We start from the raw sequence: 15878 nt of genomic DNA, 5'->3' as shown, positions 1-15878 counted from the left end.
TACTGTCGCTCGTGACTAATGCCAATGCAAAGGGTCAACCGCGTAATAACGACAAAATAACTGGTACATGTGCGGATAATGGCGAGCAAAATCTTGTGTTTGTTCAAAAAACACTTCCGATGCCACTGCAAAAAACTCAGCAGGATTGGTTGCGCCATAATAATCAAACAAACTGGCCTGCCCCGTCGCCTGTTGATATTTTAATTGCTTAAATGCTTGATCTAATGCATCAGACCACTGCTGATAATTTATCGAGCTAGGTAATAACGGCGCTCCATTAGCATGACCACTTTCTTGATCTAGCTGGTGGGCGAATTCATGAATAACCACATTACTGCCATCACACGGATCTTCAGCTCCCGCCACTGTATCTTGCCAAGATAAGATCACTTTGCCCAATTGCCAGCTTTCGCCCAACATAACGGTACGTCTTTCGGTTTCTAAACCGGCATGATCCAGCTCTCTTTGCGTTTTCGCAAATGCACCAGGATATACAACTATCCGCTCTAACTTCGGATAATAATTTGTTTTCCGATTTAACAGCAGTAAACATGCTTGCAGCGCGATCGTGACTTTTATTTCATCAGTAATGTTTAAATTAGCGCCACCAACAAAGGTTTTTTCGGCAATAAACACCTGCACATGCTTCTTTAATTGTAGCTGCAAGTCGGCAGGCATTTTTTTAAAATATGGAAAACGGCGTTTAATAATTTCACGCCACGCTTTAGGAAAGGCTTGTTGTTTAATTTTATGACGTTGATACGCTTGCCAATAAGGCTTACCAAAAATCCAACCTAATATAACCATACCAATGGCTAATATAATTAATAATTGCAACTCACTCTCTCTTATCCTGCCAGTATTTAGCAAGGTGTTACACCACAGATATAAATGAGATAAGGCTAATAATCGGATTCACAAGCCATCTTGTTATTCTATTCTGAACTAAGTTAAGATAACTTTTAATGTGATCAGCTAAGGCTCGTTATTTTATGATTCAGTGTTGCTAGCGTCACACATCGCTTTGAGTTGCTTAATCACATGGATCGCAGCAGGATTATCACCATGAACGCACAAGGTTGAAGCATTCAGTAATAATGAATTGCCAGATAATGTGGTGATGGCTGAGCCATTTATCAAATGACTCGCCTGAGTATATATTTGGCTTTCATCAGTATACACAGCGCCTGATTGACTGCGTTCAATCAGTTTACCGTCGTCACCATAAGCACGATCAGCAAATGCTTCAAACCGTAATTTAATATTATAAGACTGTGCAAGTGCAGCCCACTTATCATTATCTTTTGTCGCCATCACACACAAAAATAACGTAGGGTCGTAGGCGTGTATTGCCTCTACTATTGCACAAAAAATATCTGGATCTTGATGCATGTCATGATACAGCGCACCATGCGGCTTAACATACTCCAGCTTAACCTGTTGTGACTGACAAAGCGCAGCTAATGCTCCCACTTGATATAGTATTAATGCGTAAATTTCATTGGGACTAAATGCCATGCTCCGACGGCCAAACCCTTGTAAATCAGGGTATCCCGGATGTGCGCCCACACTTACATGATGCTGCTTCGCTAACCGAATAGTGTTTAACATAATACTTGGATCAGAAGCATGAAAACCGCATGCAATATTTGCCATATCAATATACGGCATGATCTTTTCGTCCGATTGCAGCGACCAGATCCCAAAACTTTCGCCAAGATCACTATTCAATTTCATTCTATTTTTCATTATTTAGGACAAATTTCCAGTAAGACACAAAAAAATACGATCATTGAGTAAATTCCTAAAATGCGATTGATCGTAGTTATACACAGATCATAGCTGATCAACAAAACAACTCATAACACGACACATAAATAAAAATAAACCATTGAATTAAAAGAAATTAATTTATAATCTCGATTAAATAGGATCTTTCTTTCACAATCAACACAGAGTTATCAACAGATTTAGTCTGTATATAACCTATATGTGCATAAGTTAACGATCTAATCATGTATATCCTATTATTATCCTATGCAGCAAATCTAAACTTTATTGCCCTGTGGATAAACCATGCTTTTGATCCCAGCTTATTTGCCTGTTGATCCAAGCTAATACACATCAATTGATCTAACCTAACGTTATGATCTAAAAATAATAAAACGACTTACTCACAGAGATCGTCTGATCTAATAATAAGATCAATAAAAGATCTTTAAATAGATCTTATATATATTAAGTAGGATCCTTTAAATAACTTGAACATTATTTAACCATTTATCTTCTGATAAAATAGAGGTAGAATACGCGCCCTTTTTGAGTTATCTCATTAATGCTGTTTTTAGATCTACTTGTTGGAGTTGTGTTTCTATGTTTTATCATGAACATTTTGATGTCATCGTTGTTGGTGGTGGTCATGCAGGTACCGAAGCTGCCTTAGCCTCTGCACGTATGGGCGTCAATACCTTATTATTAACACACAATGTTGATACGTTAGGTCAAATGTCATGCAACCCTGCTATCGGTGGTATTGGTAAAGGCCATTTAGTAAAAGAAGTTGATGCGCTGGGTGGATCAATGGCATTAGCCATCGATAAAGCCGGGATCCAATTTCGAACACTCAACTCTTCTAAAGGCCCTGCGGTTCGTGCAACTCGTGCACAAGCGGATCGCCAATTATACAAATCAGCCATTCGAGAAACGTTAGAAAATCAACCCAACTTAAAAATATTCCAACAATCTTGTGATGATCTCATTGTTGAAAACGATCAAGTTACAGGTGTTGTAACGACTATGGGATTGAAGTTTTCTGCGCGTACCGTAGTACTAACCGTAGGAACATTTCTAGGTGGTCAAATTCACATTGGTTTAGAAAACTTTAGTGGTGGTCGTGCTGGTGATCCACCATCGATCGCATTAGCTAATCGTTTACGTGCTCTACCATTTCGTGTTGATCGCTTAAAAACAGGTACACCCCCTCGAATTGATGCGAGAACCATTGATTTTACTAAGCTTCAAGCGCAGCCGGGCGATAACCCAACACCTGTATTTTCTTTTATGGGTAAACAAAGCGATCATCCAACGCAGATCCCATGTTATATCACGTACACCAATGAACAAACGCACGATGTGATCCGCAATAATTTGGATCGCAGTCCAATGTATGCAGGTGTTATTGATGGCATTGGGCCAAGATATTGTCCGTCTATTGAAGACAAAGTCATGCGCTTTGCAGATAAAGACAAACACCAGATCTTCATTGAGCCAGAAGGGTTAACAACCCATGAAATTTATCCTAATGGCATATCGACAAGCTTACCGTTTGACGTGCAGGTAAAAATTGTTCAGTCAATGGAAGGGTTTGAAAATGCACACATTGTGCGACCGGGTTATGCGATTGAATATGATTATTTTGATCCAAGGGATCTCAACCAATCTTTAGAAACAAAGTTTATTCGTGGACTATTCTTCGCTGGGCAAATTAACGGTACTACCGGTTACGAAGAAGCGGCTGCACAAGGTTTGATTGCAGGGATGAATGCGGCACTTCAAGTTCAAGAGAAAGCAGCATGGAGCCCACGTCGCGACCAAGCTTACATGGGCGTATTGATAGATGACTTATCAACGTTAGGTACTAAAGAACCTTACCGCATGTTTACTAGCCGTGCAGAGTATCGTTTGCTGTTACGTGAAGACAATGCTGACATTCGCTTAACAGAAAAAGGCCGTGAGTTAGGTTTGGTTGATGATCAACGTTGGGCTGCATTTAATGAAAAAATGGACGTGATGGAAAAAGAGCGCCAGCGACTCAAAGATACATGGATCCATAAAAATCACGAACAAATTGATGCGGTTAATAACTTGCTCAAATCACCAATAACCCGTGAGGCGAGTTTAGAAGATCTTGTTCGTCGTCCAGAAGTGAGCTACTTTGAGTTGATGCAAATTCCTACATTGGGACCCGCGCCAGAAAACCACCAAGCAGCGGAACAGGCTGAGATCCAAATTAAGTATCAAGGGTATATTGATCGTCAATTAGATGAAATTGCTAAGCAGCAACGCCACGAAAATACATTATTGCCTCGCGATTTTGATTATGCGTCAGTGTCTGGTTTATCCAACGAAGTCATTGCAAAATTAAATGACGCACAGCCAGAAACCGTAGGTAAAGCATCACGTATTTCAGGCATTACACCTGCTGCGATATCGTTGTTATTAGTTTTTATGAAAAAACAAGGGATCTTGCGTAAATCTGCCTAAGATCGTTTGCTGATTTTGATTCTCTAGTGCAGTTAACTAAGTTCAAGTTAATTGCACTAAGCTTAAGCGTCACAAGGAAATTCCATTGAACTCTTCAGATCCAACACTTATCTCGCAATTAACTGCTTTAATCAAACAAACATCACTCACAGTAACCGAGTCACAAATTACTCAACTAGTTGGCTATGTAAATTTATTGCACAAATGGAACAAAGCTTATAATTTAACCTCAGTACGCAATCCTGAAGAGATGCTGGTAAAACATATCATGGACAGTTTAGCGGTAACCGATTATCTTACCGAAAAGCGTTACATTGATGTTGGCACTGGTCCGGGGTTACCGGGTATTCCGCTAGCCATCGTGAACCCAGATAAACACTTTGTGCTACTAGATAGCTTAGGTAAGCGCGTTAGGTTTTTAAATCAAGTGAAATTAGAGCTTGGATTAACTAATATTGAGCCTGTACAATCAAGGGTTGAAGATTACAAGCCAAATATACCGCTTGATGCAGTTTTAAGCCGTGCCTTTGCGTCTATCAGTGATATGGTCAATTGGTGCCAGCACCTTATTGAGCCTGGTAAGCAATTTTTAGCCATGAAAGGCCAGCTTAATGAACAAGAAATGGCGCAATTACCGGAAAATGTTTCAGTGATACAGACAAATAATTTGTTTGTGCCACAATTGGAAGGCGAAAGGCATTTAGTTCAGTTGCAAAAGCAGTAAAAATAACACCTGTAATCATATATAACGACGATAATTAGAGCGGATGTCTGCTCAACTACTTTTCAAAATAATCAGGGGTAACAGTGGCAAAAACAATTGCAATTGCCAATCAAAAAGGTGGTGTTGGAAAAACAACCACAGCAGTTAATTTAGCTGCTTCATTAGCTGCCACCAAGCGTAAAGTATTGCTTATCGATCTTGATCCTCAAGGTAATGCCACTATGGGTAGTGGTATTGATAAATACGAATCTCCTGCAACCTGTTACGAACTCCTCGTTGAAGAAAAACCATTAGCACAAGTCGTTAGTAAAGACACTTCGGGTGAATACGATTTAGTAGCAGGTAATAGCGACTTAACCGCGGTTGAAATTAAATTAATGGAAATGCTAGGCCGCGAAGTGCGTTTACGTAATGCGTTAAAAGCCGCGCAAGATGAATACGACTTTATTTTTATTGACTGTCCACCGTCTTTAAATATGCTAACCGTAAATGCAATGGCGGCGGCAGATTCTGTATTAGTGCCAATGCAGTGTGAATATTATGCCCTTGAAGGCTTAACAGCATTAATGAATACCATAGAGCAGCTGGCGTCATTTGTTAATCCAGCATTGCAAATTGAAGGTATTTTGCGCACCATGTACGATCCGCGTAATCGCTTGGCAAACGATGTGTCTGAGCAACTAAAACATCATTTTGGTGAAAAAGTATACCGCACGGTGATCCCACGTAATGTTCGCTTAGCGGAAGCTCCCAGTTTTGGTGCTCCGGCGATGTATTACGATAAATCATCGACAGGTGCGAAAGCGTACCTCGCGTTAGCGGGTGAAATGATTCGCCGCGAAGAAACTAAAAAAACAAAAGACTCAGTATCTGCATAAATGCAGATTGATTAAGCGGCACACCGCATTTTACAAGGGTTTAAAACATGTCAGTTAAAAAACGTGGCCTTGGCAGAGGCTTAGATGCCTTATTAACATCTGCCAAGCCATCTGAATCAGCGGTTGAAGCACAACCAGCAGCTGCCGAACACACGGAACCTAAGCAACAAGAATTACAACACTTACCGGTTGAACAATTAAGGCCTGGTAAATATCAGCCACGCAAAGATATGTCTGAGGACGCGTTAGAAGACTTAGCTAACTCGATTAAAGCGCAAGGCGTGATCCAGCCGATAGTCGTGCGAGAAATCAATCCCAATGACTTTGAAATTATTGCCGGTGAGCGTCGCTGGCGCGCGGCACAATTAGCCCAATTAGACGTTGTCCCTTGTTTAATTAAAAGTGTGCCAGACGAAGCCGCAGTAGCAATTGCACTGATTGAAAATATTCAGCGTGAAGATTTAAATGCGATGGAAGAAGCCATCGCGTTAGACCGACTAATGAAAGAGTTTGAATTAACCCATCAGCAAACTGCAGATGCGGTAGGCAAATCACGTACAACGGTCACCAACTTATTACGACTAAATCAACTCAACGATGAAGTAAAAACACTACTAGAGCATGGTGACTTAGAAATGGGGCATGCCCGTGCATTATTAGCATTATCGGGTGATGAGCAAACCACAATTGCCCGTCAGGTGGTGGCGAAAGCACTTACGGTACGTGATACCGAAAAGTTGATCCGTAAAATTTTAGAACCAGTAGAAGAAAAGCAAAAAACGGATAAAGATCCTGATGTTTCACTACTAGAAACACAGCTTTCAGAGAATTTAGGCGCTAAAGTAGACATTAATTACAACCGTAAAGGCAAAGGTAAAATGGTGATTTCTTATGCCTCGTTAGAAGAGCTTGACGGTATTATCGCTAAAATAAATCAAGAGCAATCAGATTTCTAAAATTAATCAGCATCTTGATAGAGTGAAAAGTAAACATTAACTGTGCGAGAAGGCGCGGTTATTCCTTGCAAAACTGGCGTAAATCAGTATACTTTCGCCAGTTTTTTTGTGCCTTGTAATAAATTGTTACGCAGGGCATTACAGAGGTTAAACATAAAGTGGCAGAACAAATAGCCAAACCCAGACGACAACAAGCGTTTAAATGGGTTGCATTTCAAGGGCTTATCGTAATCATTCTGTCACTGATTAGTTATATTGGTTGGGGATCACAATACGCTTCATCGACATTTTTCGGTGGCGCTGTCGTTGTTATCCCTAACTTTGTTTTTACTGTTTATGCTTTTCGCTTTGCAGGAGCAAGACAGGCAAAACAAATTGTTGCGTCAATGTCGCGTGGAGTGAGCTTAAAACTTTTTTTAACTGCAGTACTGTCAGTATTAGCGTTAAAAGGAGGGCAATTAAACAGCGCGGCATTTTTTGTGGCCTTTTTTATTGTGCTAATGACGCAATGGCTATTACCAGTTTTCTTTAAACAACAAAAATTAGGGTAATTTAACTATGGCAGCGGGTGGAGAGCAAACACAGTCTCAATACATCATCCACCATTTGACCAACTGGTCTGTCGGCGAAGGGTTTTGGACCTGGCACGTCGATACACTGATCTGGTCAATTGGTTTAGGTTTAATTTTTCTGGCAATTTTCCGTAGTGCCGCTAAAAAAGCAGATACGGGCGTACCAGGTAAATTTCAATGTTTCATTGAAATGATTGTCGAATTTGTCAATGATACCGTTACGGGTACCTTCCATGGCAGAAACCCATTAATTGCTCCGTTAGCGCTAACTATTTTCGTATGGGTATTGCTAATGAACTTAATGGATTTAGTGCCTGTCGACTTTATTCCTTATCTAGCACAAGTTATTGGTGAACATGTATTTGGCATGGATCCTCATCATGTATACATGAAAGTGGTACCTACTACTGACTTGAACATGACATTTGCACTTTCTATCGGTGTATTTGTTCTCATGATTTACTACTCAATTAAAATTAAGGGTATTGGCGGCTTCATGAAAGAGCTTTCTTTTACGCCATTTAACCACTGGGCATTTATTCCAGTAAACCTAGTACTTGAGTTAGTTACTTTATTCGCTAAGCCGTTATCACTAGCACTACGTTTGTTTGGTAACTTATATGCGGGTGAGCTTATCTTTATTCTAATTGCATTGACTGGGCTTTATCAGCTACCAATGCACTTTGTTTGGGCGGTCTTCCACTTGTTGGTAATTCCTCTTCAAGCATTTATCTTCATGATGCTGACGATTGTTTACTTAAGCATGGCTCACGAAGATCATTAATAAATAATTTTACAATTTAACTTTAACTTTCAATTTAAACTTAACTAAAAAAAGGTGAAATAAAAATGGGTGAACTTTATATTGCTGTTGGTATCCTAATCGGTCTTTGTGCTTTAGGTCCTGCAATCGGTTTCGGTATCCTAGGTGGTAAATTCCTAGAAGCATCAGCACGTCAACCTGAGTTAGCTCCTGCACTACAAACTCGTATGTTCATCGTAGCTGGTCTAATCGATGCTATCGCGATGATCGGTGTAGCAATCGCTCTATACATGTTGTTCGTTCTAGGTGCTGCATAATCATTAGTGTAAAGCGTTTTTTAGAACAATTAACATATTAAGGAGCAGCGCTTGTGAATATCAACGCCACTCTATTGGGTGAATTAATTGCATTTATAGTGTTTGTTTGGTTCTGCATGAAGTTTGTGTGGCCACCACTCATTGGAGCAATTGAAGAGCGCCAAAAGAAAATTGAAGAAGGTTTAGCAGCGACAGATCGTGCTGAAAAAGACCTTCAGTTGGCTCAAGAAAAAGCAGCTGAGAAGCTGAAAGAAGCGAAACAGCAAGCGGCAGAAATCATCGAACAAGCTAAAAAGCGTGGTACGCAAATTGTTGATGAAGAGTCGCAACGCGGCCAAGAAGAGCGTGAGAAAATCATTGCTCAAGGTCACGCTGAGATTGAAGCCGAAAGAAATCGTGCAAAAGAAGATTTACGTAAACAAGTTGCAGTGTTAGCTGTTGCTGGTGCGGAGAAGATTCTTGAGCGTCAAATTGACGAAGCTGCGCATAGCGACATTGTTGAAAAACTTGTTGCTGAGCTATAAAGGAGAGAATGAGCATGTCTGAATTGACTACCGTTGCTCGTCCTTATGCTAAAGCAGCATTTGATTTTGCTGTTGAGCAGGGCGCTATTGATAAATGGTTAGAGATGCTGGTTTTTGCATCTGAAGTAGCTAAAAATGAAGCTATGGTTCAATTTATTAATGGTGCTGCCTCTCCTGATAAAATGTCTGGAACATTTATTCAAATTTGTGGAGAGCAGCTCAACGAACACGGCCAGAACTTAATTAAAGTAATGGCTGAAAATGGACGTCTACCAGCACTACCTGGTGTCGCTGACATGTTTGCTGAATTAAAAGCTGAATATGAAAAAGAAGTAACTGTAGATGTAGCATCTGCAACCACTTTAAGTGATGCACAACAGGATAAATTAAGTGCTGCGCTAGAGCATCGTCTCGCACGCAAAGTTAAGCTGAATTGCAGTGTAGATCCTACTGTAGTTGGCGGCATGGTAATCAGAGCCGGCGACACTGTTATTGATGGATCTATTCGCGGCAAATTAAATCGTTTAGCCGATACACTGCAATCATAATTGGGGAAAGAGCATGCAACTGAATTCCACTGAAATTGCTGAACTGATCAAACAACGTATTGAGCAGTTTGAAGTTGTTAGTGAAGCTCGTAACGAAGGTACTATCGTATCTGTAACTGACGGTATCATCCGCATTCACGGTCTAGCTGACTGTATGCAAGGTGAGATGATCGAGCTTCCTGGCAACCGTTTTGCAATGGCACTAAACCTTGAGCGTGACTCAGTAGGTGCTGTTGTAATGGGACCTTACGCTGATTTGCAAGAAGGTCAAAAAGTTCACTCTACTGGTCGTATTCTTGAAGTACCAGTAGGTCGTAACTTATTAGGTCGTGTTGTAAACACACTAGGTCAACCAATCGATGGTAAAGGCCCTATTGATTCTGACGGATTCCAACCTGTTGAGAAAATTGCTCCGGGTGTAATCGAGCGTCAATCAGTAGATCAGCCAGTACAAATTGGTTACAAATCTATCGACTCTATGATCCCTGTAGGTCGTGGTCAGCGTGAGCTTATCATCGGTGACCGTCAAACAGGTAAAACAGCACTTGCAATCGATGCCATTATCAACCAAAAAGGTACTGGCGTTAAATGTGTGTATGTAGCTGTTGGTCAGAAAGCGTCTACTATTGCAAACGTTGTACGTAAACTAGAAGAGCACGGTGCATTAGAGCACACAATCGTTGTTGCATCTTCTGCGTCTGAATCAGCTGCGCTTCAATTCTTAGCGCCGTATGCTGGTTGTACAATGGGTGAATACTTCCGTGACCGTGGTGAAGACGCGTTAATCGTATACGATGACTTGTCTAAGCAAGCTGTTGCGTATCGTCAAATTTCACTACTTCTTCGTCGTCCGCCAGGTCGTGAAGCATACCCTGGTGATGTTTTCTATCTTCACTCACGTCTTCTAGAGCGTGCATCTCGTGTAAACGAGCACTACGTTGAAGCGTACACAAAAGGTGAAGTGAAAGGTAAGACAGGTTCATTAACTGCACTACCAATCATTGAAACACAAGCTGGTGACGTTTCTGCATTCGTACCTACTAACGTAATTTCAATTACTGATGGTCAAATCTTCCTTGAAACTGACTTATTCAACGCAGGTATTCGTCCTGCTGTGAATGCGGGTATCTCAGTATCTCGTGTTGGTGGTGCAGCGCAAACTAAAATCATCAAGAAACTAGGTGGTGGTATCCGTCTAGCACTAGCACAGTATCGTGAACTTGCAGCATTTGCTCAGTTCGCTTCTGATCTTGATGATGCGACTCGTGCACAATTAGAGCATGGTCAACGTGTTACCGAATTAATGAAGCAGAAGCAATTTGCACCAATGTCAGTTGCTGACATGGGCGTTTCTATCTTCGCTGTTGAAAAAGGCTACATGAACGACGTTCAGAATGACAAAATTCAGGACTTCGAAGGTGCGCTTCTTTCATTCATGAACAGTGAATATGCTGAGCTAATGGCTAACATTAACGAAACTGGTAATTACAACGGCGAGATTGAAGCAAGTCTTAAAGAAGGTATTGAGAAATTTAAGGCTACTCAAACTTGGTAATTAACCTTAGGTGGCAATGTAAGTTGTCACCTATTAACGTTTCGGAGAAATAGTCATGGCCGGCGGTAAAGAGATAAAAACCAAGATCGGGAGTATTAAGAATACTCAAAAGATCACTAGCGCTATGGAAATGGTTGCTGCGTCAAAAATGAAAAAGGCGCAAGAACGTATGGCTTCAAGCCGTCCGTATGCAGAAAACATGCGTAAAGTGATCGGTCATATCGCGCAAGGTAACCTTGAATATCGCCATCCATATTTGGAAGAGCGTGAGGTTAAGCGTGTAGGTTATATCATAATTTCGTCAGATCGCGGCTTATGTGGTGGCTTGAATACAAATGAATTCAAAGCAGCTGCAAAAGATATTAAACATTACCAAGACAGTGGCGTTGAAATAGATTTCGCCGCTATCGGCTCAAAAGCATCAGGCTTTTTTAGTCGTTTTGGTGGTAATGTGGTAGCTGCAAAGTCTGGCTTAGGCGATGCGCCATCTGTACAAGATGTAGTTGGTGCTGTACGCGTGATGTTACAAGCATTTGACGAAGGCAAGATTGACCGCTTATTTGTGGTATACAATAAATTTGTAAATACCATGAAGCAAGAACCAACGATCGATCAGCTATTACCTTTGCCAAAGGCAGAAGATGAACAATTGGCCCACCGTTGGGATTACATTTACGAACCGGATCCAAAACATATTTTGGACGCATTATTAATTCGTTATGTTGAATCTCAAGTATACCAAGGTGTAGTCGAGAACGCTGCGTCAGAGCAAGCGGCTCGAATGGTTGCGATGAAAGCTGCAACCGATAATGCAGGCAACTTAATTGATGACTTGCAACTGGTATACAACAAAGCTCGTCAAGCAGCAATTACTCAGGAAATTTCTGAAATTGTTAGCGGCGCGGCTTCGGTGTAAGCAAAGGTAAAGTATTTTAAAAGATTAGAGGAATAGTCATGAGTCAAGGTAAGGTTGTCCAAATCATTGGCGCCGTTGTGGACATTGAGTTTCCACAAGATGCAGTCCCTCAAGTATATGATGCAATTAGAATCACTGAAGGTGATTTATCTGGACTGACACTTGAAGTTCAGCAGCAGCTTGGCGGCGGCGTTGTGCGCGCGATCGCACTTGGTACTACAGACGGTCTACGTCGTGGTATCGCAGTAGAAAATACTGGTAACCCAATTATGGTTCCAGTGGGTACAGCAACACTTGGTCGTATTATGGATGTATTAGGTAATCCAATCGACGAAGCTGGCCCAATTGGTGAAGAGACGAGAATGTCTATTCACCGTGAAGCACCTTCTTACGAAGATCAGTCAAGCTCGACTGAACTTTTAGAAACTGGTATCAAAGTAATCGACTTAGTATGTCCTTTCGCGAAAGGTGGTAAAGTTGGTTTATTCGGTGGTGCTGGTGTAGGTAAAACAGTAAACATGATGGAACTTATCCGTAACATCGCAATCGAGCACAGCGGCTACTCAGTATTCGCTGGTGTTGGTGAGCGTACTCGTGAGGGTAACGATTTCTATCATGAAATGAACGAATCAAACGTACTAGATAAAGTATCACTAGTATATGGTCAGATGAACGAGCCACCAGGAAACCGTTTACGTGTAGCACTAACGGGTCTAACAATGGCTGAAAAATTCCGTGACGAAGGTCGTGACGTACTATTTTTCGTAGATAACATCTACCGTTATACACTAGCAGGTACAGAAGTATCAGCACTATTAGGTCGTATGCCTTCTGCGGTAGGTTACCAGCCTACGCTAGCTGAAGAAATGGGTGTACTTCAAGAGCGTATTACTTCAACTAAGACAGGTTCAATCACTTCAATCCAAGCGGTATACGTACCAGCGGATGATTTGACTGACCCATCTCCAGCAACAACGTTTGCTCACTTAGATGCAACAGTAGTACTTTCACGTGATATCGCGTCTTTAGGTATTTACCCTGCGGTTGATCCACTAGACTCGACTTCTCGTCAGCTTGATCCGCTAGTAGTGGGTAACGAGCACTATGAAGTAGCACGTGGTGTTCAAACAATTCTACAGCGTTATAAAGAGCTGAAAGATATCATTGCTATCTTAGGTATGGACGAGCTATCTGAAGAAGATAAGCAAGTTGTTAACCGTGCTCGTAAGATTCAACGTTTCTTATCACAGCCTTTCTTCGTAGCAGAAGTATTTACAGGCTCTCCAGGTAAGTATGTATCACTTAAAGACACAATCAGTGGCTTTAAAGGTATTCTGGACGGTGAATTCGATCACTTGCCAGAGCAAGCATTCTACATGGTAGGTTCAATTGAAGAAGCGCTTGAAAAAGCGAAAGGCATGTAATTAACCTGTAGGAGGTTTGAATGGCGGCTATGACTGTACATCTGGATGTAGTAAGCGCGGAACAGAACATTTTTTCTGGTCGTGTTGAGACTATCCAGGTCACTGGTAGCGAAGGTGATTTAGGTATTTATCCTGGTCACGCACCTCTTTTGACTGCCCTTAAACCTGGAATGGTTCGCTTGGTTAAGCAGCACGGTGTTGAAGAGCTGATTTACATTGCGGGAGGAATTTTAGAAGTTCAACCTGGTAATGTATCGGTACTAGCTGATGTAGCTACACGTGCTACGGATCTAGATGAAGCAGCGGCACTAGAAGCTAAGAAAAATGCTGAAGAGTTAATTGCTAACCCTTCAAACGATTTTAACTATGCTGAAGCTGCATCTGAGCTAGCGCAAGCTATTGCTCAACTTAGAGTTATCAATAAGTTGAAAAAGCAAATAGGTTAATCGCTTAATCATCCAAATAAATACAAAAGCCCAGCAGTTGCTGGGTTTTTTTATGCCTGTCAGCAAATGGGTGCTAAAGCAAATAAGTGGATGAATGAGAATTACTTAACAAAACATGCGCACATGGTTTGTTTGGAGCTTATATTCGTGCTTTGGTGCTATGCGTTGAGTTTGCATCTGTTAAACACTCGCAATACACTGTGACAACGTTTGTTGATCTATTCTTATTAGTAGTGGAGCCAATCGCTAATGAGTCCAGAAAATTGCCCAAAATGTAATGGCACCATTCAGCCATTGAGTATGACACTTTGCTGGTTTCCATTTTTCTTACGTTGCTCTCATTGCAATGTTAAATTAAAGCTGAAATCTTATAGAGTATTAGCGTTAACTGCTGTTGCATATATTGCGCTTATGATAGTCAGCATTATGTTAGTGCCGTTTGTTAGAAGTTATGGCTTAGGCATACTGTTGGGTGTATTTGGCTGGTATGTTGTTTATTATTATGCAGCTAGATATATGTTGAATAAAGATAACTTGCAGCTTTTAGAGTAAAGCACTAGATAGCTTCAATCTATTTCAGCACATACTACCGCTGCACATAAATTGAATAATAACGGTAGAATTTTACTCGCGCTGTGTTGTAGTACAACTTCCATCACCGCTCTTGTTGTAGGTAATGCGTATTTGAAAACATGCTACCCCTCTTTTTTATTATTGTGATAAAAATCGACAATAAAGCTTTTGTAAAAATATCCTACCATCAATGATTTTTTGAACAGTAACGCCAGGGCAAGAGCATTTTAATTTCCCCTTACAAGTAGTTCAGCTCTAAAATCATCATCTAATGCCGCCATTTTTAGCTTTCGCTTCATGCTGGCTTTTTTTGTTGTATCTGTTTTCACAATATTCAACGCCAATTTTCTAAATGCGCTCATGACTTCGGCTGCATTGCCCCGCCTAATACGTGAATCGTCTTCATGGAATGTCATATCTAGCGTCCAGTGTAAGCAGTTTTCAACGCCCCAGTGATTGCGAATTATGCCATTTAATCGCTCTGCATTTAGCCCCAATGAGCTGATGTAATAACGCGTTTCGGAAGTCATTTTATCTCCAATATGACGCTTAGACTCTACACTGACGACCGTTTGAATACTGCTCCAGTTTTCATTATCGGTTATCCAATTGTTATCAATTTCCAATTGGGTACACGTTCTTTCTTCTATTCGACCATGGCCGCTGTCAATGTGCGCATAAATACTATGAGCTGTGTTAACGAGTTTTTCTCTGTGGCACTTATGAAACCATGCTTGAACCTCTTCATTGAGTGTACTTTGATTGCCTTTTAGTGCAATGACGTAATCAGCACCTTTGGATTGAATTTTCTTTGTAATTGCGTGCTGACATCCCATAGCGTCTAACGTAACGGTTGCACCTTTTACATCAAGTAAATCCAGCAGCTTGGGGATAGCTGTTATCTCATTGGATTTATCATCTACTTTTTGTTGTCCTAGTACCAGACCATTGCCACAACTCCATGCACTGACCATATGCAACGGGTTCTTTCTGTCTTTGGTTGTGAAGCTTCTACGAGCGGTTTTTCCATCAATGGCGATAACTTCGCCATTCACTTGCTCGGCGATTTCATTTACCCAATTGATAAAGCTGGTTTGAATGGCTACAGGGTCTAAACGGCTCATTACTCGGGCTATGGTGTCATGCTTGGGAATACCATTTGCAAAGGGGAGATAACGCTTTAACCAGTCAACTTTTACATGTCCGAAATCTTCGATATCTTCCCAGCCTTCTGCGCCTGATAGCACGGCACAGATAGATAAAAATAAAATATCTATCAACTCATGCTTTTTACAACGGTCTATTCGCGGGTCTTCTATGATGGAAAAGTAAGTGATGAAGTTGTTGGTCATGCTAGGAAACCTGTAGTTATTATTTCCTGCTCTGATCATGAAAATATCATTTAGTTCAATTTATAAT

The 15878-nt window shown here is 41.0% G+C and carries 17 protein-coding genes; 14 read left to right on the top strand and 3 right to left on the bottom strand.

The genetic code is table 11. The features are described 5' to 3' along the window. Nucleotides 1-15: 15 nt before the first annotated feature. Both HUU81_RS17170 and HUU81_RS17165 read right to left on the bottom strand, forming a co-directional pair. Entirely contained in the window at nucleotides 16-807 is a 792-nt protein-coding gene (locus HUU81_RS17170; RefSeq protein WP_199612129.1) for a M90 family metallopeptidase, read from the bottom strand. A gap of 183 nt (nucleotides 808-990) precedes the next feature. Beyond that, nucleotides 991-1737: a 5-oxoprolinase subunit PxpA gene (locus HUU81_RS17165; protein WP_199610111.1), complete on the bottom strand. Its 747-nt coding sequence runs from the start codon at nucleotides 1735-1737 to the stop codon at nucleotides 991-993. 636 nt (nucleotides 1738-2373) lie between these two features. Here HUU81_RS17165 and mnmG point away from each other — a divergent pair. From mnmG to HUU81_RS17095, 14 genes are all read left to right on the top strand, one after another. Further along, nucleotides 2374-4263, top strand: a complete 1890-nt coding sequence (mnmG, locus tag HUU81_RS17160; protein ID WP_199610110.1) for a tRNA uridine-5-carboxymethylaminomethyl(34) synthesis enzyme MnmG — start codon at nucleotides 2374-2376, stop codon at nucleotides 4261-4263. An 85-nt stretch (nucleotides 4264-4348) separates the two neighbouring features. Beyond that, entirely contained in the window at nucleotides 4349-4987 is a 639-nt protein-coding gene (gene rsmG, locus HUU81_RS17155; RefSeq protein WP_199610109.1) for a 16S rRNA (guanine(527)-N(7))-methyltransferase RsmG, read from the top strand. 83 nt (nucleotides 4988-5070) lie between these two features. Next, nucleotides 5071-5865 carry a ParA family protein gene (locus HUU81_RS17150; RefSeq protein ID WP_199610108.1) on the top strand — a complete coding sequence of 265 codons (795 nt, stop codon included), beginning with the start codon at nucleotides 5071-5073 and terminating at the stop codon, nucleotides 5863-5865. A 47-nt stretch (nucleotides 5866-5912) separates the two neighbouring features. Then, entirely contained in the window at nucleotides 5913-6821 is a 909-nt protein-coding gene (locus HUU81_RS17145) for a ParB/RepB/Spo0J family partition protein (RefSeq protein ID WP_199610107.1), read from the top strand. A gap of 158 nt (nucleotides 6822-6979) precedes the next feature. Continuing rightward, a complete protein-coding gene (locus HUU81_RS17140; protein WP_199610106.1) occupies nucleotides 6980-7372 on the top strand; it encodes an ATP synthase subunit I in 393 nt (130 codons plus the stop codon). 7 nt (nucleotides 7373-7379) lie between these two features. After that, nucleotides 7380-8177 carry a F0F1 ATP synthase subunit A gene (gene atpB, locus HUU81_RS17135; RefSeq protein ID WP_199610105.1) on the top strand — a complete coding sequence of 266 codons (798 nt, stop codon included), beginning with the start codon at nucleotides 7380-7382 and terminating at the stop codon, nucleotides 8175-8177. A 65-nt stretch (nucleotides 8178-8242) separates the two neighbouring features. After that, entirely contained in the window at nucleotides 8243-8473 is a 231-nt protein-coding gene (gene atpE / locus HUU81_RS17130) for a F0F1 ATP synthase subunit C (RefSeq protein WP_199610104.1), read from the top strand. Between the two features lie 53 nt (nucleotides 8474-8526). Next, complete coding sequence (gene atpF / locus HUU81_RS17125; protein WP_199610103.1) at nucleotides 8527-8997, top strand: F0F1 ATP synthase subunit B; 471 nt, start codon at nucleotides 8527-8529, stop codon at nucleotides 8995-8997. Nucleotides 8998-9011: 14 nt separating this feature from the next. Beyond that, the gene (atpH, locus tag HUU81_RS17120; RefSeq protein WP_199610102.1) at nucleotides 9012-9545 is read left to right on the top strand and encodes a F0F1 ATP synthase subunit delta; all 534 of its coding nucleotides are present in this window, start codon (nucleotides 9012-9014) and stop codon (nucleotides 9543-9545) included. Between the two features lie 13 nt (nucleotides 9546-9558). Further along, nucleotides 9559-11100 (top strand): F0F1 ATP synthase subunit alpha, encoded by a 1542-nt coding sequence (gene atpA, locus HUU81_RS17115; protein WP_199610101.1) that lies wholly within the window; start codon nucleotides 9559-9561, stop codon nucleotides 11098-11100. A 55-nt stretch (nucleotides 11101-11155) separates the two neighbouring features. Further along, nucleotides 11156-12016, top strand: a complete 861-nt coding sequence (atpG, locus tag HUU81_RS17110; RefSeq protein WP_199610100.1) for a F0F1 ATP synthase subunit gamma — start codon at nucleotides 11156-11158, stop codon at nucleotides 12014-12016. A 38-nt stretch (nucleotides 12017-12054) separates the two neighbouring features. Then, nucleotides 12055-13440: a F0F1 ATP synthase subunit beta gene (gene atpD, locus HUU81_RS17105; protein WP_199610099.1), complete on the top strand. Its 1386-nt coding sequence runs from the start codon at nucleotides 12055-12057 to the stop codon at nucleotides 13438-13440. Nucleotides 13441-13460: 20 nt separating this feature from the next. Further along, the gene (locus HUU81_RS17100; RefSeq protein WP_199610098.1) at nucleotides 13461-13886 is read left to right on the top strand and encodes a F0F1 ATP synthase subunit epsilon; all 426 of its coding nucleotides are present in this window, start codon (nucleotides 13461-13463) and stop codon (nucleotides 13884-13886) included. A gap of 249 nt (nucleotides 13887-14135) precedes the next feature. Further along, nucleotides 14136-14438, top strand: coding sequence for a hypothetical protein (locus tag HUU81_RS17095; RefSeq protein WP_199610097.1), 303 nt, complete (start codon nucleotides 14136-14138; stop codon nucleotides 14436-14438). A gap of 248 nt (nucleotides 14439-14686) precedes the next feature. On the opposite strand, the gene HUU81_RS17090 is transcribed toward HUU81_RS17095, so the two are convergent. Then, the gene (locus HUU81_RS17090; protein WP_199610096.1) at nucleotides 14687-15811 is read right to left on the bottom strand and encodes an ISAs1 family transposase; all 1125 of its coding nucleotides are present in this window, start codon (nucleotides 15809-15811) and stop codon (nucleotides 14687-14689) included. Between the last annotated feature and the right edge of the window lie 67 nt (nucleotides 15812-15878).

Origin of the sequence: Flocculibacter collagenilyticus, from assembly GCF_016469335.1 — a bacterium.
Lineage (GTDB): Bacteria > Pseudomonadota > Gammaproteobacteria > Enterobacterales > Alteromonadaceae > Flocculibacter > Flocculibacter collagenilyticus.
Note: the sequence above shows the minus strand (reverse complement) of the source record. Positions and strands in the feature narration are given on the sequence as shown.

Coding starts and splice junctions, on each gene's coding strand:
- HUU81_RS17095 (WP_199610097.1), top strand. CDS start 14,136: ATGAGTCCAGAAAATTGCCCAAAATGTAATGGCACCATTCAGCCATTG.
- atpD (WP_199610099.1), top strand. CDS start 12,055: ATGAGTCAAGGTAAGGTTGTCCAAATCATTGGCGCCGTTGTGGACATT.
- atpA (WP_199610101.1), top strand. CDS start 9,559: ATGCAACTGAATTCCACTGAAATTGCTGAACTGATCAAACAACGTATT.
- atpB (WP_199610105.1), top strand. CDS start 7,380: ATGGCAGCGGGTGGAGAGCAAACACAGTCTCAATACATCATCCACCAT.
- HUU81_RS17145 (WP_199610107.1), top strand. CDS start 5,913: ATGTCAGTTAAAAAACGTGGCCTTGGCAGAGGCTTAGATGCCTTATTA.
- HUU81_RS17100 (WP_199610098.1), top strand. CDS start 13,461: ATGGCGGCTATGACTGTACATCTGGATGTAGTAAGCGCGGAACAGAAC.
- HUU81_RS17165 (WP_199610111.1), bottom strand. CDS start 1,737: ATGAAATTGAATAGTGATCTTGGCGAAAGTTTTGGGATCTGGTCGCTG.
- HUU81_RS17170 (WP_199612129.1), bottom strand. CDS start 807: ATGGTTATATTAGGTTGGATTTTTGGTAAGCCTTATTGGCAAGCGTAT.
- HUU81_RS17090 (WP_199610096.1), bottom strand. CDS start 15,811: ATGACCAACAACTTCATCACTTACTTTTCCATCATAGAAGACCCGCGA.
- atpH (WP_199610102.1), top strand. CDS start 9,012: ATGTCTGAATTGACTACCGTTGCTCGTCCTTATGCTAAAGCAGCATTT.
- atpG (WP_199610100.1), top strand. CDS start 11,156: ATGGCCGGCGGTAAAGAGATAAAAACCAAGATCGGGAGTATTAAGAAT.
- mnmG (WP_199610110.1), top strand. CDS start 2,374: ATGTTTTATCATGAACATTTTGATGTCATCGTTGTTGGTGGTGGTCAT.
- atpE (WP_199610104.1), top strand. CDS start 8,243: ATGGGTGAACTTTATATTGCTGTTGGTATCCTAATCGGTCTTTGTGCT.